We start from the raw sequence: 25,811 nt of genomic DNA on the forward strand, positions 1-25,811 counted from the left end.
ACGGGCACTTTCTGTTCGACGGCTGGCCGTTGAGCACGTACACTCTGACGTCGTTGGCCTCCACGGCCGTGATCGAGCGGATGCACACCGAGCATCCGGCCGGATGCGGTACGTTGGGGTACACACAAAGGGTCGTAGCTCAATTGGTAGAGCACTGGTCTCCAAAACCAGCGGTTGGGGGTTCAAGTCCCTCCGGCCCTGCTACACACTCCCACCAGGAAGTGTGCGCACAGTACGTTTGTATTGCACTCGCCGTGCGGCTCCACCGGGCGCGGCACGGCCATGACCCGGGAATCAGGTGAGGACGAGTGACGGACGCCGTGGGCTCCATCGACATGCCTGACGCCCAGGACGAGTTGCAGGAGACGAAGAAGAAGCCCCGCAAGGGTGGCAAGCGGGCCAAGAAGGGGCCGCTCAAGCGCCTTGCGCTCTTCTACCGCCAGATCATCGCGGAGCTCCGCAAGGTCGTCTGGCCGACGCGGAACCAGCTGACGTCGTACACGACAGTGGTGATCTTCTTCGTCGTGGTCATGATCGCCCTGGTGACTCTGATTGACTATGGGCTCAACCACGCCGCCAAGTACGTCTTCGGCTGAGCCGAGAGCGAAGGACGCCGAAGGTACTCGGCGTCCCTTTTCGCATGTTCCACCCCTATGTATCCAGGAAGAAGCAGCCACCGTGTCTGACCCGAACCTGAACGACGCCATCGAGCCGGATGCGTCCGTGGATGACGAGCTCGACATCGTCGAGGGCGCGGACGAGCAGGACGAGTTCGAGGCTGCCGACGCCGAGGCGGGCGAGCCGGCCGAGGAGGCCGCCGTGCACGTCGAGGACGAGGACGAGGTCGCCGAGGGCGAAGCCGCTGAGGACGAGGACACCGAGGAAGCGGCCGTCGAGGACGAGGCTGTCGAGGACGCCGAGCCCGTCGACCCGATCCAGGCTCTGCGTGAGGAGCTGCGTTCCCTGCCCGGCGAGTGGTACGTGATCCACACGTACGCCGGCTACGAGAACCGCGTGAAGACCAACCTGGAGCAGCGCGCCGTCTCGCTGAACGTGGAGGACTTCATCTTCCAGGCCGAAGTGCCGCAGGAAGAGGTCGCGCAGATCAAGAACGGCGAGCGCAAGACCATCCGCCAGAACAAGCTCCCCGGCTATGTGCTGGTGCGCATGGACCTGACGAACGAGTCCTGGGGCGTCGTCCGCAACACGCCCGGCGTCACCGGCTTCGTGGGCAACGCCTACGACCCGTACCCGCTGACCCTGGACGAGATCGTCAAGATGCTCGCACCGGAGGCCGAGGAGAAGGCCGCCCGCGAGGCCGCCGAGGCCGAGGGCAAGCCGGCTCCCCAGCGCAAGGTCGAGGTCCAGGTGCTGGACTTCGAGGTCGGCGACTCGGTCACCGTCACCGACGGCCCGTTCGCCACGCTGCAGGCCACCATCAACGAGATCAACGCCGACTCCAAGAAGGTCAAGGGCCTCGTGGAGATCTTCGGTCGCGAGACCCCGGTCGAGCTGAGCTTCGACCAGATCCAGAAGAACTAGCCGCTTCTGGTACGAGCGCTTCCGGACAGGTCAGACGGGCTGTAAAAGCCGGTCTGACCTGCTCGGTTTTTGGCCGCGCATAGGTACCCGTTATCGTTGTGCGGTATGCCTCCATCCGGATGATCCGGATCGGACGGCGGAAAACTCTCACTAAGGACCCGGAGAGAGCAATGCCTCCCAAGAAGAAGAAGGTCACGGGGCTTATCAAGCTCCAGATCAACGCTGGCGCGGCCAACCCGGCTCCGCCGGTCGGCCCGGCGCTGGGTCAGCACGGCGTCAACATCATGGAGTTCTGCAAGGCCTACAACGCCGCGACCGAGTCGCAGCGCGGTTGGGTCATCCCGGTGGAGATCACGGTCTACGAGGACCGTTCCTTCACCTTCGTCACCAAGACGCCGCCGGCCGCCAAGATGATCCTCAAGGCCGCGGGTGTCGAGAAGGGCTCCGGCGAGCCGCACAAGACCAAGGTCGCCAAGATCACCGAGGCGCAGGTCCGCGAGATCGCCACGACGAAGATGCCCGACCTCAACGCCAACGACCTGGACGCCGCCGCGAAGATCATCGCCGGTACCGCCCGCTCCATGGGCATCACGGTAGAGGGCTGACCTCACCCTTTGCAGAACCATGCGGCTCCGGCCGCACGTGGCAGGGCCTGCTCGGCCCCTTACCACGACTCCTTTCAGAACACACACAGGAGCAGTTGTGAGCAAGCGCAGCAAGGCTCTCCGCGCTGCGGACGCCAAGATCGACCGGGAGAAGCTGTACGCCCCGCTCGAGGCCGTCCGTCTCGCCAAGGAGACCTCCACCTCCAAGTTCGACGGCACCGTCGAGGTTGCCCTGCGTCTGGGCGTCGACCCGCGCAAGGCCGACCAGATGGTCCGTGGCACCGTGAACCTCCCGCACGGCACCGGTAAGACCGCCCGGGTCCTGGTCTTCGCGACCGGTGACCGTGCCGAGGCCGCTCGTGCCGCGGGCGCCGACATCGTCGGCGCCGACGAGCTGATCGACGAGGTGTCGAAGGGCCGTCTGGACTTCGACGCCGTTGTCGCCACCCCGGACCTCATGGGCAAGGTCGGCCGTCTCGGCCGCGTGCTCGGTCCCCGTGGTCTCATGCCGAACCCCAAGACCGGCACCGTGACCCCGGACGTGGCGAAGGCCGTCACCGAGATCAAGGGCGGCAAGATCGAGTTCCGCGTCGACAAGCACTCGAACCTGCACTTCATCATCGGCAAGGTGTCCTTCGACGACGCCCAGCTGGTGGAGAACTACGGCGCGGCGCTGGAGGAGATCCTCCGTCTGAAGCCGTCCGCCGCCAAGGGTCGTTACGTCAAGAAGGCCGCCATCACCACCACGATGGGCCCCGGCATTCCGGTCGACCCGAACCGCACCCGCAACCTCCTCGTCGAGGAGGACCCGGCCGCCGTCTGATCCTGACGGCAGCCGCGTAGCTGAGGCCGGGCCTCGTACCCTCCTGGGTGCGGGGCCCGTTCGCTTTTCGGCTTTCCGGGGTTTCGCCCCGAATCTCGTATCGCGGCCTGAACGGCCTGAACGGCCTGGTCCTCAAGCGACGGACGGGCTGATACACGCGGCCCGTGCGACTGCGAGCCGGCTCGCAGTCAGGGTGAAGAGCACGGAGCGGGCCAGGGGGGAACGGATGAGGGACAGGATCGACGGCATCGTCAGGCGTGGCATCCTGCCGGTCGCGGTGGCCCTCGTGCTGTCCGCCGGGGCGGCTTCCTCCGGCGGCGGTGACGGCGACGGCGGCGACGGTGGCTCCCACAAGGGCTCCGCGAAGGCCTACCCGGGCCGCGGCGACGGCCGCATCGACCCGCGGACGGCGACCGCGCTGGTGGCCGTAGAGAAGGCCACTGCCGAGGCCGGCTCCGCGCGGATCGAGTCCACGACGGCCATGGGCGGGATGCTCGCCGTGAGGACGGACGGCGCCCTCAGCTGGTCGGGCCCGTCCATCGGCACCCTCCGGTTCACCTGGACCGGCGGGCGGCTCGCCGAGACCATGCGCGCGCTGAACGACACCTCGATGGAGGCGCGGCTGTTGCCCGACGCGTACTACACCAGGGTCGGCGCCGCGTTCGCCCGCCGTCTGAACGGCAGGCACTGGATCAAATACGCCTACGACGACCTGGCGCCCCTTTCCGGCGGCTCGAGGGCCTATCTCCCGGGCCGGCTGCGCAACGCCTCACCGATCCAGCCCGTACGGCTCCTGCTCGCGGCAGGGGACACGCACCGGGTCGGCACGGAGCGGGTGAGCGGCCGGTCCACCACGCACTATTCGGGCACGGTCACCACGGCGAGTCTCACCGGCGCGGACACCGCGGGCCTCAAGGCGCAGCTGGAGCAGGCCGAGGTCGGCAAGGAGACCGTCGACATCTGGGTCGACGACCACAACCTGCTCGTCAAGAAGACGGAGCAGGGCGAGCTGGCGAGCGGGCGGATGTCGGCGACCGCCTGCTACCGCGCGTACGGGGTGAAGGTCTCCGCCACCGAGCCGCCCGCGGCCGACACGGCGGATTTCAAGGAACTGATGAGCACTCAGTGGTGACGGGCAAACGCTGCCTGCCGCGGCCCTGAGCGGGTCCGGCAAGGCCGGGCACGGCTCCGTGGCGCCCTAGAAGGGGCGCGGGGGCCTGTCGGTATACGGCTCCGCCCCGTGGGCGCGGCCGGCCACGACGGATCCGCGCATGATGATCCGCAATTCCCGCGGAGCGCCTGGGCCCTGTACTGGGCCCTGTCCGAGGGCGTGCCGCGTATGCCTCGGCCGATACGTGCCGTACGGAATTGACGTGCTGCTGTCAGAGCCACGGGATATGCTCCCGGTCTTGCCTTGGAACAACCATGAACTTTCTGGGGGGAAGTTATGACCTCTGTTTTGCGGAACCGGGTGGAGCGTGGAGCGGTGGGTGCCGCGCTCGCTGCCCTGGTCCTGGGGGGTGGAGCGGTCGGCTGCTCGAAGGGTGACTCGGCCCGGTCGCCGCAGATGACGCCCGCCGCGGCCGTCGCCCAGGCCACGAAGAACACCGAGCGCATCACGTCCCTGCACTACCGGATGACCGGTACGGTGCCGGGCCAGGGCCGGGTCCAGGCCGAGGCCCGTATGGCCATGAAGCCGCTCGCCATGAGCATGAAGATGTCGTCGTCGGCACTGAAGGGCGAGGCCTCGGCCGAGATCCGCTTCGTCGACAAGGCGATGTACATCAACGGGGGCGCCGAGGCCGCCAAGGAGATGGACGGCAAGCACTGGCTCAAGTTCGACCTGTCCGCGATGGGCGCGGACAAGCAGATGAACCCCGACCGGATGGGGGCCGGCCAGGCGAACCGGAACCCGGCCCAGGAATCCACGTTCCTCAGCAGCTCCCAGCATGTGACGAAGGTCGGCACGGAGACCATCGACGGCGTGCCGACGACCCACTACGAGGGCGAGGTCACCCTCGCTCAGATGCGCGCCGACCTGAAGGCCAAGAAGCTGGACAAGGCCACCCGCGAGCAGCGGGAGAAGGCGCTCGACGGGTACGCCACCATGGGTGTCGACAAGGTGACCATGGACATGTGGATCGACGGCAGCAACCACACCAAGCAGTTCCGGACGCGTGGCGACGCCGCCAAGGGACCGCTGGACCTGACCGTCACCTTCGTCGACTACAACAAGCCGGTGACCGTGACGGCCCCGCCCGCCAAGGACACGGCCGACCTCGCCGAGATGATGAAGGACGCCATGGCGGGCGCCCCGCAGGGCTGAGCCCGGCCGAGCCGAGCCCGGGGAGCGGATTTGCCCCATGGCGATCCGTTCCCGTACTCTCCTGATGAAGCCAAAGACCGCTGGTCGTCGCCGTGCGCTCATCAGAGGGCGCGGTGGCCGAAGGATCCGCTGAACTGCGGACGACCCGCGCAGGTGACAGTGGAAGAACTCCCGGAGTATGCGCGTCCATCGCGTGTCCAGCCGGTCGAGTCCGCCCCGTGCGCCTGCGCCGGGGCGTTTCGTTTTCCCCAGCCCCTTCCGAGCGGTCCCATCACCCGGAAGGAGGCCGACGCTCTATGGCAAGGCCCGACAAGGCTGCCGCGGTAGCCGAGCTCGCGGAGCAGTTCCGCAGCTCGAACGCCGCCGTGCTGACCGAGTACCGGGGTCTCACCGTGGCGCAGCTCAAGACGCTGCGCCGTTCGCTCGGTGAGAACGCCCAGTACGCCGTGGTGAAGAACACGCTGACCAAGATTGCGGCCAACGAGGCCGGGATCACGACGCTCGACGACCTGTTCAACGGTCCGACGGCGGTCGCCTTCGTCACCGGTGACCCGGTGGAGTCGGCGAAGGGTCTTCGTGACTTCGCCAAGGACAACCCCAACCTCGTCATCAAGGGCGGTGTCCTTGAAGGCAAGGCGCTGTCCGCCGACGAGATCAAGAAGCTTGCGGACCTCGAGTCCCGCGAGGTTCTGCTCGCCAAGCTGGCGGGCGCCTTCAAGGGCAAGCAGACTCAGGCTGCTCAGGTCTTCCAGGCGCTCCCGTCGAAGCTCGTCCGCACCGTGGACGCTCTTCGCGCCAAGCAGGCCGAGCAGGGCGGTGCCGAGTAATTCGGCTCGCGAAATGACCGCCGCCTGACGCGGTGGTCGTAGCGGGCCGAACGTACGCCCGCCAGACATGTACATCCGGCACCAGCCGAATCAATGGAAGGATCGCCCATCATGGCGAAGCTCAGCCAGGAAGACCTGCTCGCGCAGTTCGAGGAGATGACCCTCATCGAGCTCTCCGAGTTCGTGAAGGCGTTCGAGGAGAAGTTCGACGTCACCGCCGCCGCCGCGGTCGCCGTCGCGGGCCCGGCCGGCCCGGCCGCCGCCGTCGAGGCCGAGGAGGAGAAGGACGAGTTCGACGTCATCCTCACCGGTGCCGGCGACAAGAAGATCCAGGTCATCAAGGTCGTGCGCGAGCTGACCTCCCTGGGCCTCAAGGAGGCCAAGGACCTCGTGGACGGCGCCCCGAAGGCCGTCCTCGAGAAGGTCGCCAAGGACGCCGCCGAGAAGGCCGCCGAGTCCCTCAAGGGTGCCGGCGCCTCCGTCGAGGTCAAGTAACACCTCTGCGGGCCCGCTGCGGGCCCGCGAGTCCGTACAGGACTCACCGAGCCCGCACAGGGGCTCGCTGGGCCGTACGGGGCTTCACGCCCCGTACGGCCCTTTCGCGTCCTTCAGCCGGGTCCCAGCCGCATTCGGCCGTCTCCTCCCGCGCCTTTCGGCCATATTCACCCGAGTGCCGGACACGGCCCGGGAACGGGTAGGTCACGGCTCACCCGTGGGGCTGTAACGCGGGGGCACCGACGAGCGATCATCCATCCGGGTGGTCGCTCCTCGTCGTTCCAGGGGGTCCGGCGGCGGCTGCCTTGCGCCTGTCGCCGCGGAGAGTATGGTGATCTTCGTCGTGCCTCCGAGGCCCCCGGCGACAGATCGCAACGTGACGATGGCAGCACCCGGTTCAGGCAAGAGGGGCCTTGACGAACTGCACGCAGCGCGCAATTCTCAGGACGCGTCGTCACAACGATCCGAATCCGAGGCATGGATCGACGGCGAAGAGGGCAGTATCGATGTGCATCGAGGGCGTGGCTTGCCGCAGCTGTTGAGGGACAACGAGGGTCTCCGCCGTGGACCTGCAAACCCGCACTGGACATCAGTGTGCCAAGTGGCTACACTGACCCTTTGCGCTGCCTGTTAGTTGCCTCCTGCCCGTCACCAGGAGCAAGCCCCCTGCATGAGCACGACGAGTAGAAGTCTCCGACCTGGGACTTTCCATCTCCGTGTCCAGCGGGGACCGGGACGCGCGTAGTGAGTCCGAGCCCTCGGAAGGACCCCCTCTTGGCCGCCTCGCGCAATGCCTCGACCGCGAATATGAACAACGGCGCAAGCACTGCCCCGCTGCGCATCTCCTTTGCAAAGATCAAGGAGCCTCTCGAGGTTCCGAACCTGCTCGCGCTGCAGACCGAGAGCTTCGACTGGCTGCTCGGTAACACCGCCTGGCAGAGTCGGGTCGAGGAGGCTCTGGAGTCCGGTCAGGACGTCCCCACCAAGTCCGGTCTCGAGGAGATCTTCGAGGAGATCTCCCCGATCGAGGACTTCTCCGGGTCGATGTCGCTGACGTTCCGCGACCACCGCTTCGAGCCGCCGAAGAACTCGATCGACGAGTGCAAGGACCGCGACTTCACGTACGCCGCCCCGCTCTTCGTCACGGCCGAGTTCACCAACAACGAGACCGGCGAGATCAAGTCCCAGACCGTCTTCATGGGCGACTTCCCGCTCATGACGCACAAGGGCACCTTCGTCATCAACGGCACCGAGCGTGTCGTGGTGTCGCAGCTGGTCCGTTCGCCGGGTGTCTACTTCGACTCCTCGATCGACAAGACGTCCGACAAGGACATCTTCTCCGCCAAGATCATCCCGTCTCGGGGTGCCTGGCTGGAGATGGAGATCGACAAGCGCGACATGGTCGGTGTCCGTATCGACCGCAAGCGCAAGCAGTCCGTGACCGTCCTCCTGAAGGCGCTCGGCTGGACGACCGAGCAGATCCTCGAGGAGTTCGGCGAGTACGAGTCCATGCGCGCCACCCTGGAGAAGGACCACACCCAGGGCCAGGACGACGCGCTGCTCGACATCTACCGCAAGCTGCGCCCGGGCGAGCCCCCGACGCGTGAGGCCGCGCAGACGCTGCTGGAGAACCTCTACTTCAACCCGAAGCGCTACGACCTCGCCAAGGTCGGCCGCTACAAGGTCAACAAGAAGCTGGGCGCGGACGCCCCGCTCGACGCGGGCATCCTGACCGTCGAGGACGTCATCTCGACGATCAAGTACCTGGTGAAGCTGCACGCGGGCGAGACCGAGACGGTCGCCGACAGCGGCCAGTCGATCGTCGTCGAGACGGACGACATCGACCACTTCGGCAACCGCCGCCTGCGCAGTGTCGGCGAGCTCATCCAGAACCAGGTCCGTACGGGTCTGGCGCGTATGGAGCGCGTCGTGCGCGAGCGCATGACCACGCAGGACGTCGAGGCGATCACGCCGCAGACCCTGATCAACATCCGGCCGGTCGTCGCCTCCATCAAGGAGTTCTTCGGCACCAGCCAGCTGTCGCAGTTCATGGACCAGAACAACCCGCTGTCGGGTCTGACGCACAAGCGGCGTCTGTCCGCGCTCGGCCCGGGTGGTCTGTCCCGTGAGCGGGCCGGCTTCGAGGTCCGTGACGTGCACCCGTCGCACTACGGCCGTATGTGCCCGATCGAGACGCCCGAAGGCCCGAACATCGGTCTGATCGGTTCGCTCGCCTCGTACGGCCGGGTCAACGCGTTCGGCTTCGTCGAGACCCCGTACCGCAAGGTCGTCGAGGGCCAGGTCACCGACGAGGTGGACTACCTGACCGCCGACGAGGAGGACCGCTTCGTCATCGCGCAGGCCAACGCCACGCTCGGCGACGACCTCCGCTTCGCCGAGAACCGCGTCCTGGTCCGCCGCCGCGGCGGTGAGGTCGACTACGTCGGCCCCGAGGACGTGGACTACATGGACGTCTCGCCGCGCCAGATGGTGTCGGTCGCGACCGCCATGATCCCGTTCCTCGAGCACGACGACGCCAACCGTGCCCTCATGGGCGCGAACATGATGCGCCAGGCCGTTCCGCTGATCCAGTCGGAGTCGCCGCTCGTCGGCACCGGCATGGAGTACCGCTCCGCGGTCGACGCCGGCGACGTCGTCAAGGCCGAGAAGGCGGGTGTGGTCCAGGAGGTCTCCGCGGACTACATCACCACCGCCAACGACGACGGCACGTACATCACGTACCGCCTGGCCAAGTTCGCCCGCTCCAACCAGGGCACCTCGGTCAACCAGAAGGTCGTCATCAACGAGGGCGACCGGATCGTCGAGGGCCAGGTCCTCGCCGACGGTCCCGCCACTCAGAACGGCGAGATGGCGCTCGGCAAGAACCTGCTCGTGGCGTTCATGCCGTGGGAGGGTCACAACTACGAGGACGCGATCATCCTGTCGCAGCGCCTCGTGCAGGACGACGTCCTCTCCTCGATCCACATCGAGGAGCACGAGGTCGACGCCCGTGACACCAAGCTCGGCCCCGAGGAGATCACCCGGGACATCCCGAACGTCTCCGAGGAGGTCCTCGCCGACCTGGACGAGCGCGGCATCATCCGTATCGGTGCCGAGGTCGTGGCCGGTGACATCCTCGTCGGCAAGGTCACGCCGAAGGGTGAGACCGAGCTGACGCCCGAGGAGCGCCTGCTGCGCGCGATCTTCGGTGAGAAGGCCCGTGAGGTCCGTGACACCTCGCTGAAGGTGCCGCACGGCGAGATCGGCAAGGTCATCGGCGTGCGCGTCTTCGACCGCGAGGAGGGCGACGAGCTGCCCCCGGGCGTGAACCAGCTGGTCCGCGTCTACGTGGCACAGAAGCGCAAGATCACGGATGGTGACAAGCTCGCTGGCCGCCACGGCAACAAGGGTGTCATCTCCAAGATCCTTCCCATCGAGGACATGCCGTTCCTCGAGGACGGAACCCCGGTCGACATCATCCTCAACCCGCTCGGTGTGCCGTCCCGAATGAACCCGGGACAGGTCCTGGAGATCCACCTCGGCTGGCTGGCCAGCCGCGGCTGGGACGTCTCCGGCCTCGGGGACGAGTGGGCGCAGCGCCTGCAGGCCATCGGCGCCGACCAGGTTGCCCCGGGCACCAACGTCGCCACCCCCGTCTTCGACGGTGCGCGTGAGGACGAGCTCGCGGGTCTGCTGCAGCACACCATCCCGAACCGCGACGGCGAGCGCATGGTGCTCCCGTCCGGCAAGGCGAGGCTGTTCGACGGCCGCTCCGGCGAGCCGTTCCCGGACCCGATCTCGGTCGGGTACATGTACATCCTCAAGCTGCACCACCTGGTCGACGACAAGCTGCACGCGCGGTCGACCGGCCCCTACTCGATGATCACCCAGCAGCCGCTGGGTGGTAAGGCCCAGTTCGGTGGCCAGCGCTTCGGTGAGATGGAGGTGTGGGCCCTCGAGGCCTACGGCGCCGCGTACGCCCTCCAGGAGCTGCTGACCATCAAGTCCGACGACGTCACCGGCCGCGTGAAGGTCTACGAGGCCATCGTCAAGGGCGAGAACATCCCCGAACCCGGCATCCCCGAGTCCTTCAAGGTGCTCATCAAGGAGATGCAGTCCCTGTGCCTGAACGTGGAGGTGCTGTCCAGCGACGGTATGTCCATCGAGATGCGTGACACCGACGAGGACGTCTTCCGCGCTGCGGAGGAGCTCGGCATCGACCTGTCCCGGCGCGAGCCGAGCAGCGTCGAAGAGGTCTGACGGGAGTCCGGCAGGGGCCTCGCCATCGCGCGTGGCCCCGGCCGACCCCCAGGCCCCCGTATCAGACCAAAGACTTTCGACCCTGAGAGGGATTGACGCATAGTGCTCGACGTCAACTTCTTCGACGAGCTCCGGATCGGCCTGGCCACCGCGGACGACATCCGTCAGTGGAGCCACGGCGAGGTCAAGAAGCCCGAGACCATCAACTACCGCACCCTCAAGCCCGAGAAGGACGGACTCTTCTGCGAGAAGATCTTCGGCCCCACCCGGGACTGGGAGTGCTACTGCGGCAAGTACAAGCGTGTCCGCTTCAAGGGCATCATCTGTGAGCGTTGTGGCGTCGAGGTCACGCGCGCGAAGGTGCGCCGTGAGCGGATGGGCCACATCGAGCTTGCCGCTCCCGTCACGCACATCTGGTACTTCAAGGGCGTTCCGTCGCGGCTCGGCTACCTGCTCGACCTCGCCCCGAAGGACCTGGAGAAGGTCATCTACTTCGCGGCGTACATGATCACGTACGTCGACGAGGAGCGTCGCACGCGCGACCTGCCCTCCCTGGAGGCGCATGTCTCCGTCGAGCGGCAGCAGATCGAGAACCGCCGCGACGCCGACCTCGAGGCCCGCGCCAAGAAGCTCGAGACCGACCTGGCCGAGCTTGAGGCCGAGGGCGCCAAGTCCGATGTGCGCCGCAAGGTCCGCGAGGGTGCCGAGCGTGAGATGAAGCAGCTGCGCGACCGTGCGCAGCGCGAGATCGACCGCCTGGACGAGGTGTGGACCCGGTTCAAGAACCTCAAGGTCCAGGACCTCGAGGGCGACGAGCTGCTCTACCGCGAGCTGCGTGACCGCTTCGGCACGTACTTCGACGGTTCGATGGGTGCCGCGGCGCTGCAGAAGCGCCTGGAGTCCTTCGACCTCGACGAGGAGGCCGAGAGGCTTCGCGAGATCATCCGCACCGGCAAGGGCCAGAAGAAGACCCGCGCCCTCAAGCGGCTGAAGGTCGTCTCCGCGTTCCTGCAGACGTCCAACAGCCCCAAGGGCATGGTCCTGGACTGCGTGCCGGTCATCCCGCCGGACCTGCGTCCGATGGTGCAGCTGGACGGTGGCCGCTTCGCGACCTCCGACCTGAACGACCTGTACCGCCGTGTGATCAACCGCAACAACCGTCTGAAGAGGCTCCTGGACCTCGGTGCCCCGGAGATCATCGTCAACAACGAGAAGCGCATGCTTCAGGAGGCTGTTGACGCCCTCTTCGACAACGGCCGCCGCGGCCGCCCGGTGACGGGCCCCGGTAACCGTCCGCTGAAGTCCCTCAGCGACATGCTGAAGGGTAAGCAGGGCCGTTTCCGTCAGAACCTGCTCGGCAAGCGTGTCGACTACTCGGCGCGTTCCGTGATCGTCGTCGGTCCGCAGCTCAAGCTGCACCAGTGCGGTCTGCCGAAGGCGATGGCGCTGGAGCTCTTCAAGCCGTTCGTGATGAAGCGCCTGGTCGACCTGAACCACGCGCAGAACATCAAGAGCGCCAAGCGCATGGTCGAGCGCGGCCGTACGGTCGTGTACGACGTGCTGGAAGAGGTCATCGCGGAGCACCCGGTTCTGCTGAACCGTGCGCCCACCCTGCACCGCCTCGGCATCCAGGCCTTCGAGCCGCAGCTGGTCGAGGGCAAGGCCATCCAGATCCACCCGCTCGTCTGCACCGCGTTCAACGCGGACTTCGACGGTGACCAGATGGCCGTGCACCTGCCGCTGTCCGCGGAGGCGCAGGCCGAGGCCCGCATCCTGATGCTGTCCTCGAACAACATCCTCAAGCCGGCCGACGGCCGCCCGGTCACGATGCCGACCCAGGACATGGTCCTCGGTCTGTTCTTCCTGACCACGGACGGCGAGATGCGGAACGTGAAGGGCGAGGACCGCTCCTTCGCGTCCGTGGCCGAGGCGATCATGGCGTTCGACGCCGGCGAGCTGTCGCTGCAGTCGCGCGTGGACATCCGCTTCCCGGTGGGCACCATCCCGCCGCGCGGCTGGACCCCGCCGGCCCCGGACGAGGACGCTTCGGCCGAGGGCGGCTACAGCGCCGAGTGGCAGCAGGGTGACAGCTTCCGTCTGAGGACCACGCTGGGCCGTGCGCTCTTCAACGAGCTGCTGCCCGAGGACTACCCGTTCGTCGACTACGAGGTCGGCAAGAAGCAGCTCTCCGAGATCGTCAACGACCTCGCCGAGCGCTACCCGAAGGTCATCGTGGCGGCGACGCTCGACAACCTGAAGGCGGCCGGCTTCTTCTGGGCCACCCGTTCCGGTGTCACCGTCGCCATCTCCGACGTCGTCGTTCCCGAGGCGAAGAAGGAGATCGTCAAGGGCTACGAGGCGCAGGACGAGAAGGTCCAGAAGCAGTACGAGCGCGGTCTGATCACCAAGGACGAGCGCACCCAGGAGCTCATCGCGATCTGGACCAAGGCGACCAACGAGGTCGCCGAGGCGATGAACGAGAACTTCCCGAAGACCAACCCGATCTTCATGATGGTGAACTCGGGTGCACGAGGCAACATGATGCAGATGCGTCAGATCGCCGGTATGCGTGGTCTTGTGTCGAACGCGAAGAACGAGACGATCCCGCGGCCCATCAAGGCGTCGTTCCGTGAGGGTCTGTCCGTGCTGGAGTACTTCATCTCCACGCACGGTGCCCGTAAGGGTCTCGCCGACACCGCTCTGCGTACGGCCGACTCGGGTTACCTCACCCGTCGTCTGGTGGACGTCTCGCAGGACGTCATCATCCGCGAGGAGGACTGCGGCACCGACCGTGGCCTCAAGCTGCACATCGCCGAGCTCGAGGCCGACGGCGTGCTGCGCAAGGCGGAGAACGTCGAGACGTCCGTGTACGCGCGCTGCCTCGCCGAGGACATCGTCGTGGACGGCCAGGTGCTGGCTCCGGCCGGCACCGACCTGGGCGACGTGCTCATCGACGAACTGGTCGCTCGCGGCGTGTCCGAGGTCAAGACCCGTTCGGTCCTGACCTGCGAGTCCGCCGTCGGCACCTGCGCCATGTGCTACGGCCGCTCGCTGGCCACCGGCAAGCTGGTCGACATCGGTGAGGCGGTCGGCATCATCGCCGCCCAGTCCATCGGTGAGCCCGGTACCCAGCTGACGATGCGTACCTTCCACACCGGTGGTGTGGCCGGTGACGACATCACCCAGGGTCTGCCGCGTGTCGTCGAGCTCTTCGAGGCCCGTACCCCGAAGGGTGTCGCCCCGATCTCCGAGGCCTCCGGCCGCGTGCGGATCGAGGAGACCGAGAAGACCAAGAAGATCGTCGTCACCCCGGACGACGGCAGCGACGAGAGCGCCTACCCGATCTCGAAGCGCGCCAAGGTCCTGGTCCGCGAGGGCGACCACGTCGAGGTGGGCCAGCAGCTCACCGTGGGTGCCACCAACCCGCACGACGTGCTGCGCATCCTTGGCCAGCGTGCCGTCCAGGTCCACCTGGTCGGCGAGGTCCAGAAGGTGTACAACTCGCAGGGTGTGTCGATCCACGACAAGCACATCGAGATCATCATCCGGCAGATGCTGCGCCGTGTGACGATCATCGAGTCCGGCGACGCCGAGCTGCTGCCCGGCGAGCTGGTCGAGCGCTCGAAGTTCGAGACCGAGAACCGTCGTGTGGTCCAGGAGGGCGGTCACCCGGCCTCCGGTCGTCCGCAGCTGATGGGTATCACCAAGGCCTCGCTGGCGACGGAATCCTGGCTGTCGGCCGCCTCCTTCCAGGAGACGACCCGAGTCCTGACGGACGCGGCGATCAACGCCAAGTCCGACAGCCTCATCGGCCTCAAGGAGAACGTCATCATCGGTAAGCTCATCCCGGCCGGTACGGGTCTGTCCCGCTACCGCAACATCCGGGTCGAGCCGACCGAGGAGGCGAAGGCCGCGATGTACTCGGCCGTCGGCTACGACGACATCGACTACTCGCCGTTCGGCACGGGTTCCGGCCAGGCCGTTCCGCTGGAGGACTACGACTACGGTCCGTACAACCAGTGACGTAGCGTCGGCCGCTTGGCTGAACTGAAGGGCGGCCACCCCGTTTCTCGGGGTGGCCGCCCTTCGGCGTTGACGGGTGCGGGTACGTGGTGGGTTTTGCGCTGTCACCCGCGCCCCTGTCGGGGCGCGGACGTCCATACGCGCGGAGCGTGCTCTCAGGGGCGCGGGGAACCGCGCGAGCGACCACGACGGTGCCGCGGCCGACGATGGACCTGTAGAAGTCCGGGATGCCGGGGGCGACGGGTTGGCTAAGGGATGCCCAGTTCGAAGATCAGGTAGTGGGCGTACCAGCCCGAAGCCACTGCCGTCGTGGTGAAGAACACCGCGAGGGCCGGCCACTTCAGCCGGCTCATCGTGGCCGCCGGGGCCAGGAGCAGGGGGAAGAGGGGCAGCAGGTGGCGCGGGGTGTTGCCGAACATCTGCTGGGTCCCCAGGATCGACACGATCGTCGCCAGCGTGAACGCGGTCAGCACCAGCGGGGGCCGCTTCCGCAGCGTCAGCACCACCAGGAAAGGCAGGGCCGCCACCATCTGCACGGCGATGAGGTCCGGCACGGGGTAGGCGAAGAGATAGCCGCTGTGGCCCACCGCCACGTTCCGCAGCACGTCCAGCGTGTAGGAGCCGAAGTCGAAATAATGGGCCCAGGCCTCGCGCTGCAGGGCGAAATACGCGGTGGGGTCGCCCATCGAGTGGCCGACCCACAGCACGTAGGACAGCAGCCCGAGCGGCGCCGCGGCCAGGGCGTACAGCGGGGCCATCACCCCCTGCTCGCGTCGGCTGTCCCGTCGGAGCACGGTCGCCAGCGCGGCCAGGCCCACCGCCCCGATGAGCGCCGCTGCGGTGGGCCGGCTCAGTCCTGACAGGAAGGCGAGCAGTCCGGCCGCGACCCAGCGCCGCTTCAGCACGGCGTAGCAGGTCCAGACGGCGATCGCGGCGAAGAGGGACTCCGAGTAGACGGCCCACTCGACGCCCGCCGCGGGGGCCACGGCCCACAGGCCCGCCGCGATGGTGCCCGCACGGGCGCCGGCGAGCAGGGATATCACCGCGTAGATCCCGGCGGCGGCGATGAAGGAGCAGAGGACCGAGACCAGGATCGCCGAGCCGTACAGAGTGAGCCCCGTGATGTCCGAGACGGCGCGGATCAGGGTCGGGTAGAGCGGGAAGAAGGCGACCGAGTTCTGTTCGGCGGTGAACTGGCCGCCCGGTGCGAGCGGCTTGAGGGGCTCGGGCCGATAGCCGTTCTCCGCGATCTGGAGATACCACCAGCCGTCCCAGCTGGCCAGTACGTCCCACCAGTGGGCGCCGCCGCCGAAGCGGGGGTCCTTGCCGCGGTAGTCGCCCGCGTACTCCAGCAGCCGGACGAAGACACCGAGGCCGACCAGCTTCGCCGCGCCGTACAGCGCCAGGGGCGGGAGGTAGGGGCGGGAGGTAGGGAGCAGGCGCGGGCACGGGGTGCCGGCGCTCGCGGGCTCCTGAGCGGTCGTCGCGGGCGTATCCGGGCAGGGGTCGCCGTATGCGCCGCCGTCCGTGGACGACGTCTCCCCTGAAGTCGTGGTCATGTACGGGCCCCCCGAACCACCGGCCGAACCGGCCAATCACAAGATCGGTTCAGGGTTGCACATCCACGAATCCGACATGCGGGGAATCCATGCTGTCGTCCGTTCCCGCGACGGCCGGATCGCGTTCGTGCGCCGGTCGTCCTGCGGCAAGGTGCGCCGGTCCGAGAAATCGCAGGTGGACGGGCGTCCGACGTCCGGCGTGTCGGTTGCGCTGCTTTTGTTTTGACCGGAGTGAATAGGCTGGGTACGCTCATACCTTGTGCCTGGGGTGTGCCCTGGCTCTCGTGCGTGCCTTCAACCGCACAGCGAGCCGTCACCGGCCACCGCAATCTGCGCCCTTCCCGCCTCACGGCGGGGAGCTTGCGGGATTCGACACACCCGACCGCGTGGGTCGGAGACGTTCCAGGTTAGCTGTACCTATCGGCACACAGAAACCGGAGAAGTAGTGCCTACGATCCAGCAGCTGGTCCGTAAGGGCCGGCAGGACAAGGTCGAGAAGAACAAGACGCCCGCACTCGAGGGATCCCCTCAGCGTCGCGGCGTCTGCACGCGTGTGTTCACGACCACCCCGAAGAAGCCGAACTCGGCCCTCCGCAAGGTCGCGCGTGTGCGTCTGACCAGCGGCATCGAGGTCACCGCTTACATTCCGGGTGAGGGACACAACCTGCAGGAGCACTCCATCGTGCTCGTGCGAGGCGGCCGTGTGAAGGACCTGCCGGGTGTTCGCTACAAGATCATCCGTGGCTCGCTCGACACCCAGGGTGTCAAGAACCGCAAGCAGGCTCGCAGCCGTTACGGCGCCAAGAAGGAGAAGTAAGAATGCCTCGTAAGGGCCCCGCCCCGAAGCGCCCGGTCATCATCGACCCGGTTTACGGCTCCCCTCTGGTGACCAGCCTGATCAACAAGGTGCTGCTGAACGGCAAGCGCTCCACCGCCGAGCGCATCGTCTACGGCGCCATGGAGGGCCTGCGTGAGAAGACGGGCAACGACCCGATCATCACGCTGAAGCGCGCTCTTGAGAACATCAAGCCGACCCTCGAGGTCAAGTCCCGCCGTGTCGGTGGTGCGACGTACCAGGTTCCGATCGAGGTCAAGCCCGGTCGCGCCAACACGCTCGCGCTGCGCTGGCTCGTCGGTTACTCCCGCGCCCGTCGCGAGAAGACCATGACCGAGCGTCTGCTCAACGAGCTCCTCGACGCGTCCAACGGCCTCGGCGCCGCTGTGAAGAAGCGCGAGGACACGCACAAGATGGCCGAGTCCAACAAGGCCTTCGCGCACTACCGCTGGTAGTCGCTACCCACATCGAGACCGAGAGAAGACTGAAGCCTTATGGCTACCACTTCACTTGACCTGGCCAAGGTCCGCAACATCGGGATCATGGCCCACATCGACGCGGGCAAGACGACCACCACCGAGCGGATCCTGTTCTACACCGGTGTGTCTTACAAGATCGGTGAGGTCCACGACGGCGCTGCCACCATGGACTGGATGGAGCAGGAGCAGGAGCGTGGCATCACGATCACCTCTGCTGCCACCACCTGCCACTGGCCGCTGGAAGACGTCGACCACACCATCAACATCATCGACACGCCGGGCCACGTCGACTTCACCGTCGAGGTGGAGCGTTCCCTGCGTGTGCTCGACGGTGCTGTGACGGTGTTCGACGGCGTCGCCGGCGTTGAGCCGCAGTCCGAGACCGTGTGGCGTCAGGCGGACCGCTACGGCGTTCCGCGTATCTGCTTCGTCAACAAGCTCGACCGCACCGGTGCGGAGTTCCACCGCTGTGTCGACATGATCTCCGACCGTCTGGGTGCGCAGCCGCTGGTCATGCAGCTGCCGATCGGTGCCGAGGCGGACTTCAAGGGCGTCGTCGACCTGGTGACGATGAAGGCCCTGGTGTGGTCCGCAGAGGCCACCAAGGGCGAGATGTACGACACCGTCGACATCCCGGCCACGCACACCGAGGCGGCCGAGGAGTGGCGCGGCAAGCTGGTCGAGGCCGTCGCCGAGAACGACGAAGAGATCATGGAGCTGTACCTGGAGGGCGAGGAGCCTTCCGTGGAGCAGCTGTACGCCGCGATCCGTCGTATCACCATCGCGTCCGGCAAGTCCAAGGACACCACGGTCACCCCGGTGTTCTGCGGTACCGCGTTCAAGAACAAGGGCGTCCAGCCCCTGCTCGACGCGGTCGTGCGCTACCTGCCCTCCCCGGTCGACATCGAGGCCATCGAGGGCCACGACGTCAAGGACGCGGAGACGGTCGTCAAGCGCAAGCCGTCCGACGACGAGCCGCTGTCCGCGCTGGCGTTCAAGATCATGAGCGACCCGCACCTCGGCAAGCTCACCTTCGTCCGGGTCTACTCGGGCCGCCTGGAGTCCGGCACCGCGGTGCTGAACTCGGTGAAGGGCAAGAAGGAGCGCATCGGCAAGATCTACCGCATGCACGCCAACAAGCGTGAGGAGATCGAGTCGGTGGGCGCCGGCGACATCGTCGCCGTCATGGGCCTGAAGCAGACCACCACCGGTGAGACGCTGTCCGACGACAAGAACCCGGTGATCCTGGAGTCCATGGACTTCCCGGCGCCGGTGATCCAGGTCGCGATCGAGCCCAAGTCCAAGGGTGACCAGGAGAAGCTGGGTGTCGCCATCCAGCGTCTCGCGGAGGAGGACCCCTCCTTCCAGGTCCACTCGGACGAGGAGACCGGCCAGACCATCATCGGTGGCATGGGCGAGCTGCACCTCGAGGTGCTGGTCGACCGTATGCGCCGTGAGTTCAAGGTCGAGGCCAACGTCGGCAAGCCGCAGGTCGCGTACCGCGAGACGATCCGCAAGGCCGTCGAGCGCGTCGACTACACGCACAAGAAGCAGACCGGTGGTACCGGTCAGTTCGCCAAGGTGCAGATCGCGATCGAGCCCATCGAGGGCGGCGACGCCTCGTACGAGTTCGTGAACAAGGTGACCGGCGGCCGTATCCCGAAGGAGTACATCCCTTCGGTGGACGCCGGTGCGCAGGAGGCCATGCAGTTCGGCATCCTCGCGGGCTACGAGATGACCGGCGTGCGCGTCACGCTGATCGACGGTGGCTACCACGAGGTCGACTCCTCCGAGCTCGCCTTCAAGATCGCCGGTTCGCAGGCCTTCAAGGAGGCCGCGCGCAAGGCCAGCCCCGTGCTGCTCGAGCCGATGATGGCCGTCGAGGTCACCACGCCCGAGGACTACATGGGTGACGTCATCGGCGACATCAACTCCCGCCGTGGCCAGATCCAGGCCATGGAGGAGCGGGCCGGTGCCCGCGTCGTGAAGGGCCTCGTGCCCCTCTCGGAGATGTTCGGCTACGTCGGAGACCTCCGCAGCAAGACCTCGGGTCGCGCAAGCTACTCGATGCAGTTCGACTCCTACGCCGAGGTTCCGCGGAACGTCGCCGAGGAGATCATCGCGAAGGCCAAGGGCGAGTAACGCACCGCGTTCACACGCTTTAGGCTTGACACCGACCGCCGGGGTTTTCGACCTCGTAAGGAACCCCGGTTCCGGCCCAGGGCACGACCCCGGCGGGCGGCACCCCAGCAAAGATCACCTGGCGCCGATGAGTAAGGCGTACAGAACCACTCCACAGGAGGACCCCAGTGGCGAAGGCGAAGTTCGAGCGGACTAAGCCGCACGTCAACATCGGCACCATCGGTCACATCGACCACGGTAAGACGACCCTCACGGCCGCCATTACCAAGGTGCTGCACGACGCGTACCCGGACCTGAACGAGGCCACCGCGTTCGACAACATCGACAAGGCGCCCGAGGAGCGCCAGCGCGGTATCACCATCTCCATCGCGCACGTCGAGTACCAGACCGAGTCGCGTCACTACGCCCACGTCGACTGCCCCGGTCACGCTGACTACATCAAGAACATGATCACCGGTGCCGCGCAGATGGACGGCGCGATCCTGGTGGTCGCCGCCACCGACGGCCCGATGCCGCAGACCAAGGAGCACGTGCTCCTGGCCCGCCAGGTCGGCGTTCCGTACATCGTCGTCGCCCTGAACAAGGCCGACATGGTGGACGACGAGGAGATCCTGGAGCTCGTCGAGCTCGAGGTCCGTGAGCTCCTCTCCGAGTACGAGTTCCCGGGCGACGACCTGCCGGTCGTCAAGGTCTCCGCGCTCAAGGCCCTCGAGGGCGACTCCGAGTGGACGCAGTCCGTCCTCGACCTGATGAAGGCCGTCGACGAGTCCATCCCGGAGCCGGAGCGCGACGTCGACAAGCCGTTCCTGATGCCGATCGAGGACGTCTTCACGATCACCGGTCGTGGCACCGTCGTCACCGGCCGTATCGAGCGTGGTGTCCTGAAGGTCAACGAGACCGTCGACATCATCGGCATCAAGACCGAGAAGACCACCACCACGGTCACCGGCATCGAGATGTTCCGCAAGCTGCTCGACGAGGGCCAGGCCGGTGAGAACGTCGGTCTGCTGCTCCGCGGCATCAAGCGCGAGGACGTCGAGCGCGGCCAGGTCATCATCAAGCCGGGCTCGGTCACCCCGCACACCGAGTTCGAGGCGCAGGCCTACATCCTCTCCAAGGACGAGGGTGGCCGCCACACGCCGTTCTTCAACAACTACCGTCCGCAGTTCTACTTCCGTACGACGGACGTGACCGGCGTTGTGACCCTCCCCGAGGGCACCGAGATGGTCATGCCGGGTGACAACACCGAGATGAAGGTGGAGCTCATCCAGCCCGTCGCCATGGAAGAGGGCCTGAAGTTCGCCATCCGTGAGGGTGGCCGCACGGTGGGCGCCGGCCAGGTCATCAAGATCAACAAGTGAGCCCTGCTCTCTTGAGGGTCTGACCCTTCGGGGTCACCTGACCTGAAGAGGCCCGTACGACTCCGGTCGTACGGGCCTCTTCGCTTTCCCGGATCCCACGCGGCGTCGGAGGAGCGGTCTTTGGGCGCCGCTGCGACCGAGGGGTCCGCCGACTCGGAGAAGGGCGCCGCACGCGGGGCCCGAAGCGTCCCCCGGGTGCCGCGTCCGGATACGAAGGCGGCATCCTGGGGCGCGGCACAGCCCAAGTGCCGCGCCAGGTGTCCCGAGTGACAGGTTGTCGATCCGATGGGTCTTTTCGACAAGCTGACCGGTACCAGGCGCCCCAGCGGTGAAGCCGTGCCACGATCTCCCGAGGAGGTGCGCAGAGCGCTGCTCGAAGTCAACGGACCGGACGTGCCCTACGTGGTGCGCCCCGGGGCCGTGGACGAGGCCGAGCTGGTGGCGGAGTGGCGGATCCGGGATCCCGCGTGGCACACCTTCTTCGCCCGCGTCCAGGCGAGTCAGGTTCTCCTGATCCGGATGCGCCTGGTACCGGAGCGGCACGAGGTCCGCGCGCTCGACCAGCAGTGGGATGTCACCTGAGACACACCCGGACTGGCCGTCGCGAAGGAGCAGACTCGCGGACAGGTGACGACGTCCTCCCGGCACTGGACGGTCGAGCGGGGAACCGACGGCAGACTCAGGAAGACGGAGGTGTTCCGCTTCGACTCCGCTGACCTGAAGACGCCCTTGCAGGAGGCGGTCCTCGGGGCGGGGTGGACGTGGCGCGGGGCCCTGTTCAAGCTGTGATCTTCGTTCGGTGACCTCGGCCGGTTCTGATCGTCTGAGGCACGACCGGAGTGGGAACTGTCACCGGCCCTGGTTAGTGTTGTCAATGAGGCTTGCGCCTTACGAACACACGGGGGAGGACGACGTGTTGCCGAGCGATGCCGGATCCGGAGCGTCCGGCCAGCCGCCGACGTTGTTTTCGGAGCTGCCAGGCTTGTCCGGTGCGACGCTGAATGCCATCGGCGCCCAGGCCGAGATGGCCGCCGAGTACGCGTCGTTCACCAAGTTCCAGCAGCGGGTGGACGACCTGATTCGCGGCCTGAAGGGCTCGGATGCCGGTTCGGCCAAGATCGGGCAGGATCAACTCGGGCGTCACCAGTTCGGCGGCGGAGGTGGATCCTGGTCGGAGGCGTCCGGTCTGTACACGGCGTACGAGACGGTCATCAGTGAGTTGGAGACCCTCTCGAAGCTGCTGTCGGACTCCATGGAGGGCATGGGCATCGCCGTCATGGCCTCGCACAAGGGCTACCAGAACCTCGACCTCGACATCCGCGAGCGCATGGCGGCGATCAGCAAGGAGACGACCGAGCACTACGGCGGCAGCTACGACCCGTCACTGCCCAAGACTCATGACGGAGAGGGCACGCCGAAGCAGACCGCGCAGCCGCCGAAGGGCGACTCGGGCGGCACGATCTGACGGTCCGATGGAAACGGGGAGGCTCTGATGTCCGGCAAGGGAACCGGTGGCGGTACGTCCTTCGAGGACATGAGCCACGAGCAGATGCTGGCATGGCTGGACCAGGCGGACGCGGGGGAGGTGCAGTCCGCCGCCGACCGCCTGACCACCGCCACCACGGAGATCCGCAAGATCGCCGATGACCTCAAGGTCCGTCCGCAGTGGGTGGAGTGGAAAGGAGAGGGCGCGGACGCGTTTCGCTCCTGGGCCGGCGACCTCGCCAACTCCACCTACAGATTGGGGGACTTGAGCGAGGGGGCGGCGAAGTGGCTGGGCCAGGCATCCAACGCGATCGCCAGGACCCAAGCCTCCATTCCGCGTGACGCCAAGGGCGCACAAGCGAACCTGGACGCGGCGAACGCGGCCCACAACGACCCGGACGCTGCCCCCGAGCGAGCCAAGGCCTCGAGTGATCTGGCCGCGCTGAAGGCCGACCGCGAGAAGGTCCGCCAGGAGGCGGCGGCGCAGATGCGGGGGCTGGGGCAGTCGTACGAGCAGTCCGCGACGCAGATGAATGGGTTGGAGCGGCCTAAGTTTCCGCCGCCACCCAAAGGCATTGCCTCGGGGATTGGAGAGACATCCGAGAACCTGGCTCGTCCTGGGGCTGGCACCTCAAGTGGGGCGGAAAGCGCAGGCGTCGCTTCTGGATCCTCTCGAAACGTCAGCCCCGCAGGTGCTCGGCATCGTGACAACGTGGCCTTGACGGTCCCTTCAGACCCGCCCACGAGCCGGACACCGTCCAGGCACGTGAGCCCGCCGAGCATCGAGCCCGCTACGCACGTCGGCATTGACTCGGCGTCCGCGCCGTCAGACGTTCACCAGCCGCCTGCGGCGCCGACCGGCACCGCCCGCCCGGACACGGGTGCTCCACCGCTGACGCAGGGCCCGGTTCTGCCGATCTCCCCCGGTCCCGTACGCATGCCTTCGGCTCCGGGCGGCCCGGGGAGGGTATCTGATGGGCAGCGCATACCCGTCCAGACGGGGAGAGAGGGTATCGGCCGCTCTGCTCCCACGCGCGCAGTCGTCGAACCCGGCCCTGCCACGAACCGCGCCCTGTCACGTCCCGGCGTGGTGTCGGGTGGCACTCTCCCGGGCCAGGACGCCGCGTCAGGAGGTCGAGTTCCGGCCACTCCGGGTATCACGGGAGGCCGGCCGGCTGGGCCTTCTTCCACCAGCAGGCCCATGGGGCGTGCGCCTGGCGGGGTGGTGGGTGGCGAGCCTACGGGAACTCGCGGCCCCGTCAGCCGTGTGCCGACCTCGGGGCCACGGATTCAGCCTGGCGCACGCGCGTCCGGGCCGACGGCTGAGCGCTCGGCGTTCCCGCCCCGCGACGGCATCGTCGGTGGCACACCACAGCAGACGGGCCCCGCCCCGACGCGGCCTGGTGCACCTGTTCCGTCCGCACCGACGCGCGGAGGGATCTCCGGAGGCGTGCCCAGCCAGTCAAGTCCTCGGAGGGGCGGTCGTGCCGCTCCCGACGGCCCGACTGGCGGTGCCCGGCGGCGACAGGAGAAGCGGCGGACCGACCGCGGGAGTGGGCGCCCGGCCGCCGACGATCAGGAGACACGCGAACGATGAACGCGCCGATCGTCAAAATACGGCACAAAGGCATGCGTGCCTTGGCCTCGGCAGCCATCGGTCTGCTTCTAATGGGCGGTACAACCACGCAGGCGTACGCGGATGGCACACGTTCCCAGCAGTGGTTCCTGGACGCCATGCACGCGGAAGAGATGTGGCGGACGAGCACAGGGCGGGGCGTCACCGTCGCGGTGATCGACAGCGGGGTGGATTGGAACAACCCTGACCTCAAGGGCCAAGTCCTCAAGGGAAAGGACCTCGCACCCGCAAGCCGCGGCGGTGACGAGCATACGGACTTCGAAGGACACGGCACGGGAATGGCCGGGCTCATCGCTGGTACCGGTGCATACGGAGGCGGAAAGGGCGCGTTCGGACTCGCACCCGGCACGAAAATCCTTCCCGTACGGCTACCGGGCGAACACGATGGCAACCCTTTCGCCGGACCCTCTTACATCAGCAAGGCCATTCGCTACGCGGTGGACGCCGGTGCCCGAGTCATCAACATCTCCCGGGCATCGACAGTCGGTTCACCAGAACTGACTGCTGCCGTGAAGTACGCCCTGAAGCAGGATTCGCTCATTTTCGCAGGTGTGGGCAACGACGGGGACAAGGGGAACCCGATCGAATACCCCGGGGCGACGCCCGGCGTCGTCGGCGTGGCCGCTGTGGGCAAAGACCTCCGGCGCAGCTCCTTCTCCGAGTACGGCCCTCAAGTGGACATCGCAGCCCCCGGCCAGGACATGGTTCACGCCTGCGGCGGCAAGACAGGACTCTGCAAGACCGAAGGCACCAGCGACGCCACCGCCTTGGCATCTGCCAGTGCCGCCCTGATCTGGTCCGTGCACCCGGACTGGACCAACAATCAGGTGCTCCGCGTCATGCTGAACACCGCCGGCGGCCCCACGAACGGTGCCAAGCGCAACGACTCCATCGGCTACGGCATCGTGCGCCCGCGCATCGCCCTGCAGAGCCCCGGCGACCCCGGACCCGCCGACGTCTATCCGCTCCCGGACTTCGCGCAGACGGCATCAAAACCGCCGTCCCCTGGTGCTGTTGCGTCCAAGGGATCCGCCGGCTCGAACGACGCACGCGCGGCCGAAGCGTCACCCAAGGGCGGTGACGGCAGCACCCTGTGGATCGGTGTGGGCATCGGCGCCCTGGTACTCGTTGGGGGAGCCGCAACGGCCTGGGCTGTCAGCAGGCGCCGACGTTCTGTCGGATGACCGCGGGAACCGGAGCATGTGGCAGAGGCGAACCTCACCGCGACCGAAGCGAATGCCAAGCCCTACCAGGTCGGCCGGAACGACGTCGACAAGCTGGTCAGGGCCTGGGCGGACAGCCGTGGCCGCGCTGTCGACGGCGACTGGACCAAGCACTTCGTCCACGTGGGCCAGGACGCATACGGGCACGGCCGTGACCGCTCGCTGATGGAAATCCGTTCTGATCGCTGAT

Annotated in this window: 21 protein-coding genes and 1 tRNA gene; 21 read left to right on the plus strand and 1 reads right to left on the minus strand. The window is 67.1% G+C overall.

Going from position 1 to position 25,811, the window contains the following annotated elements; all coding sequences use genetic code 11:
- Positions 1–128: 128 nt before the first annotated feature.
- From ABZ845_RS04415 to ABZ845_RS04465, 11 genes are all read left to right on the plus strand, one after another.
- Positions 129–201: transfer RNA gene (locus tag ABZ845_RS04415), tRNA-Trp, on the plus strand.
- A 107-nt stretch (positions 202–308) separates the two neighbouring features.
- Positions 309–596, plus strand: a complete 288-nt coding sequence (gene secE / locus ABZ845_RS04420) for a preprotein translocase subunit SecE (RefSeq protein WP_360972832.1) — start codon at positions 309–311, stop codon at positions 594–596.
- An 82-nt stretch (positions 597–678) separates the two neighbouring features.
- Positions 679–1,542, plus strand: a complete 864-nt coding sequence (gene nusG, locus ABZ845_RS04425) for a transcription termination/antitermination protein NusG (protein ID WP_360972834.1) — start codon at positions 679–681, stop codon at positions 1,540–1,542.
- Positions 1,543–1,712: 170 nt separating this feature from the next.
- Positions 1,713–2,147 (plus strand): 50S ribosomal protein L11, encoded by a 435-nt coding sequence (rplK, locus tag ABZ845_RS04430; RefSeq protein ID WP_037627044.1) that lies wholly within the window; start codon positions 1,713–1,715, stop codon positions 2,145–2,147.
- A gap of 97 nt (positions 2,148–2,244) precedes the next feature.
- Positions 2,245–2,970: a 50S ribosomal protein L1 gene (rplA, locus tag ABZ845_RS04435; RefSeq protein ID WP_360972837.1), complete on the plus strand. Its 726-nt coding sequence runs from the start codon at positions 2,245–2,247 to the stop codon at positions 2,968–2,970.
- A 226-nt stretch (positions 2,971–3,196) separates the two neighbouring features.
- Positions 3,197–4,102 carry a hypothetical protein gene (locus ABZ845_RS04440; protein ID WP_360972839.1) on the plus strand — a complete coding sequence of 302 codons (906 nt, stop codon included), beginning with the start codon at positions 3,197–3,199 and terminating at the stop codon, positions 4,100–4,102.
- Positions 4,103–4,417: 315 nt separating this feature from the next.
- Positions 4,418–5,296 carry a DUF1396 domain-containing protein gene (locus ABZ845_RS04445; protein WP_360972841.1) on the plus strand — a complete coding sequence of 293 codons (879 nt, stop codon included), beginning with the start codon at positions 4,418–4,420 and terminating at the stop codon, positions 5,294–5,296.
- A 296-nt stretch (positions 5,297–5,592) separates the two neighbouring features.
- Positions 5,593–6,123: a 50S ribosomal protein L10 gene (rplJ, locus tag ABZ845_RS04450; protein ID WP_360972843.1), complete on the plus strand. Its 531-nt coding sequence runs from the start codon at positions 5,593–5,595 to the stop codon at positions 6,121–6,123.
- A gap of 111 nt (positions 6,124–6,234) precedes the next feature.
- Positions 6,235–6,618: a 50S ribosomal protein L7/L12 gene (gene rplL, locus ABZ845_RS04455; protein WP_360972845.1), complete on the plus strand. Its 384-nt coding sequence runs from the start codon at positions 6,235–6,237 to the stop codon at positions 6,616–6,618.
- A 774-nt stretch (positions 6,619–7,392) separates the two neighbouring features.
- Positions 7,393–10,878 (plus strand): DNA-directed RNA polymerase subunit beta, encoded by a 3,486-nt coding sequence (gene rpoB / locus ABZ845_RS04460; protein ID WP_360972847.1) that lies wholly within the window; start codon positions 7,393–7,395, stop codon positions 10,876–10,878.
- Between the two features lie 102 nt (positions 10,879–10,980).
- Positions 10,981–14,901 carry a DNA-directed RNA polymerase subunit beta' gene (locus ABZ845_RS04465; protein WP_360972849.1) on the plus strand — a complete coding sequence of 1,307 codons (3,921 nt, stop codon included), beginning with the start codon at positions 10,981–10,983 and terminating at the stop codon, positions 14,899–14,901.
- A 248-nt stretch (positions 14,902–15,149) separates the two neighbouring features.
- On the opposite strand, the gene ABZ845_RS04470 is transcribed toward ABZ845_RS04465, so the two are convergent.
- Entirely contained in the window at positions 15,150–16,460 is a 1,311-nt protein-coding gene (locus tag ABZ845_RS04470) for a mannosyltransferase family protein (RefSeq protein WP_360972851.1), read from the minus strand.
- Between ABZ845_RS04470 and ABZ845_RS04475 the strand changes: the two genes are divergently transcribed.
- The 10 genes from ABZ845_RS04475 (at position 16,453) to ABZ845_RS04520 (ending at position 25,810) form a co-directional block, all read left to right on the plus strand.
- Positions 16,453–16,686: a hypothetical protein gene (locus ABZ845_RS04475; RefSeq protein WP_360972853.1), complete on the plus strand. Its 234-nt coding sequence runs from the start codon at positions 16,453–16,455 to the stop codon at positions 16,684–16,686. The two genes, ABZ845_RS04470 and ABZ845_RS04475, sit on opposite strands and share 8 nt — an antisense overlap.
- A gap of 219 nt (positions 16,687–16,905) precedes the next feature.
- A complete protein-coding gene (rpsL, locus tag ABZ845_RS04480) occupies positions 16,906–17,277 on the plus strand; it encodes a 30S ribosomal protein S12 (RefSeq protein WP_003948652.1) in 372 nt (123 codons plus the stop codon).
- Positions 17,278–17,279: 2 nt separating this feature from the next.
- A complete protein-coding gene (rpsG, locus tag ABZ845_RS04485; protein ID WP_003992340.1) occupies positions 17,280–17,750 on the plus strand; it encodes a 30S ribosomal protein S7 in 471 nt (156 codons plus the stop codon).
- A 39-nt stretch (positions 17,751–17,789) separates the two neighbouring features.
- A complete protein-coding gene (gene fusA / locus ABZ845_RS04490) occupies positions 17,790–19,916 on the plus strand; it encodes an elongation factor G (RefSeq protein ID WP_360972855.1) in 2,127 nt (708 codons plus the stop codon).
- Positions 19,917–20,083: 167 nt separating this feature from the next.
- Complete coding sequence (tuf, locus tag ABZ845_RS04495) at positions 20,084–21,277, plus strand: elongation factor Tu (protein ID WP_360972857.1); 1,194 nt, start codon at positions 20,084–20,086, stop codon at positions 21,275–21,277.
- Between the two features lie 285 nt (positions 21,278–21,562).
- Positions 21,563–21,859, plus strand: a complete 297-nt coding sequence (locus tag ABZ845_RS04500; protein WP_360972859.1) for a hypothetical protein — start codon at positions 21,563–21,565, stop codon at positions 21,857–21,859.
- Positions 21,860–21,904: 45 nt separating this feature from the next.
- The gene (locus ABZ845_RS04505; protein WP_360972861.1) at positions 21,905–22,066 is read left to right on the plus strand and encodes a hypothetical protein; all 162 of its coding nucleotides are present in this window, start codon (positions 21,905–21,907) and stop codon (positions 22,064–22,066) included.
- 193 nt (positions 22,067–22,259) lie between these two features.
- Positions 22,260–22,742 carry a hypothetical protein gene (locus ABZ845_RS04510; RefSeq protein ID WP_360972863.1) on the plus strand — a complete coding sequence of 161 codons (483 nt, stop codon included), beginning with the start codon at positions 22,260–22,262 and terminating at the stop codon, positions 22,740–22,742.
- Between the two features lie 1,613 nt (positions 22,743–24,355).
- A complete protein-coding gene (gene mycP, locus ABZ845_RS04515; protein ID WP_360972865.1) occupies positions 24,356–25,582 on the plus strand; it encodes a type VII secretion-associated serine protease mycosin in 1,227 nt (408 codons plus the stop codon).
- Positions 25,583–25,600: 18 nt separating this feature from the next.
- Entirely contained in the window at positions 25,601–25,810 is a 210-nt protein-coding gene (locus ABZ845_RS04520) for a hypothetical protein (protein WP_360972867.1), read from the plus strand.
- Position 25,811 lies beyond the last annotated feature (1 nt).

Source organism: Streptomyces sp. NPDC047022, from assembly GCF_040644155.1.
Taxonomy (GTDB): domain Bacteria; phylum Actinomycetota; class Actinomycetes; order Streptomycetales; family Streptomycetaceae; genus Streptomyces.

Coding starts and splice junctions, on each gene's coding strand:
- ABZ845_RS04470 (WP_360972851.1), bottom strand. CDS start 16,460: ATGACCACGACTTCAGGGGAGACGTCGTCCACGGACGGCGGCGCATAC.
- ABZ845_RS04445 (WP_360972841.1), top strand. CDS start 4,418: ATGACCTCTGTTTTGCGGAACCGGGTGGAGCGTGGAGCGGTGGGTGCC.
- fusA (WP_360972855.1), top strand. CDS start 17,790: ATGGCTACCACTTCACTTGACCTGGCCAAGGTCCGCAACATCGGGATC.
- rplL (WP_360972845.1), top strand. CDS start 6,235: ATGGCGAAGCTCAGCCAGGAAGACCTGCTCGCGCAGTTCGAGGAGATG.
- ABZ845_RS04440 (WP_360972839.1), top strand. CDS start 3,197: ATGAGGGACAGGATCGACGGCATCGTCAGGCGTGGCATCCTGCCGGTC.
- rplJ (WP_360972843.1), top strand. CDS start 5,593: ATGGCAAGGCCCGACAAGGCTGCCGCGGTAGCCGAGCTCGCGGAGCAG.
- mycP (WP_360972865.1), top strand. CDS start 24,356: ATGAACGCGCCGATCGTCAAAATACGGCACAAAGGCATGCGTGCCTTG.
- ABZ845_RS04500 (WP_360972859.1), top strand. CDS start 21,563: ATGGGTCTTTTCGACAAGCTGACCGGTACCAGGCGCCCCAGCGGTGAA.
- rplK (WP_037627044.1), top strand. CDS start 1,713: ATGCCTCCCAAGAAGAAGAAGGTCACGGGGCTTATCAAGCTCCAGATC.
- rpsG (WP_003992340.1), top strand. CDS start 17,280: ATGCCTCGTAAGGGCCCCGCCCCGAAGCGCCCGGTCATCATCGACCCG.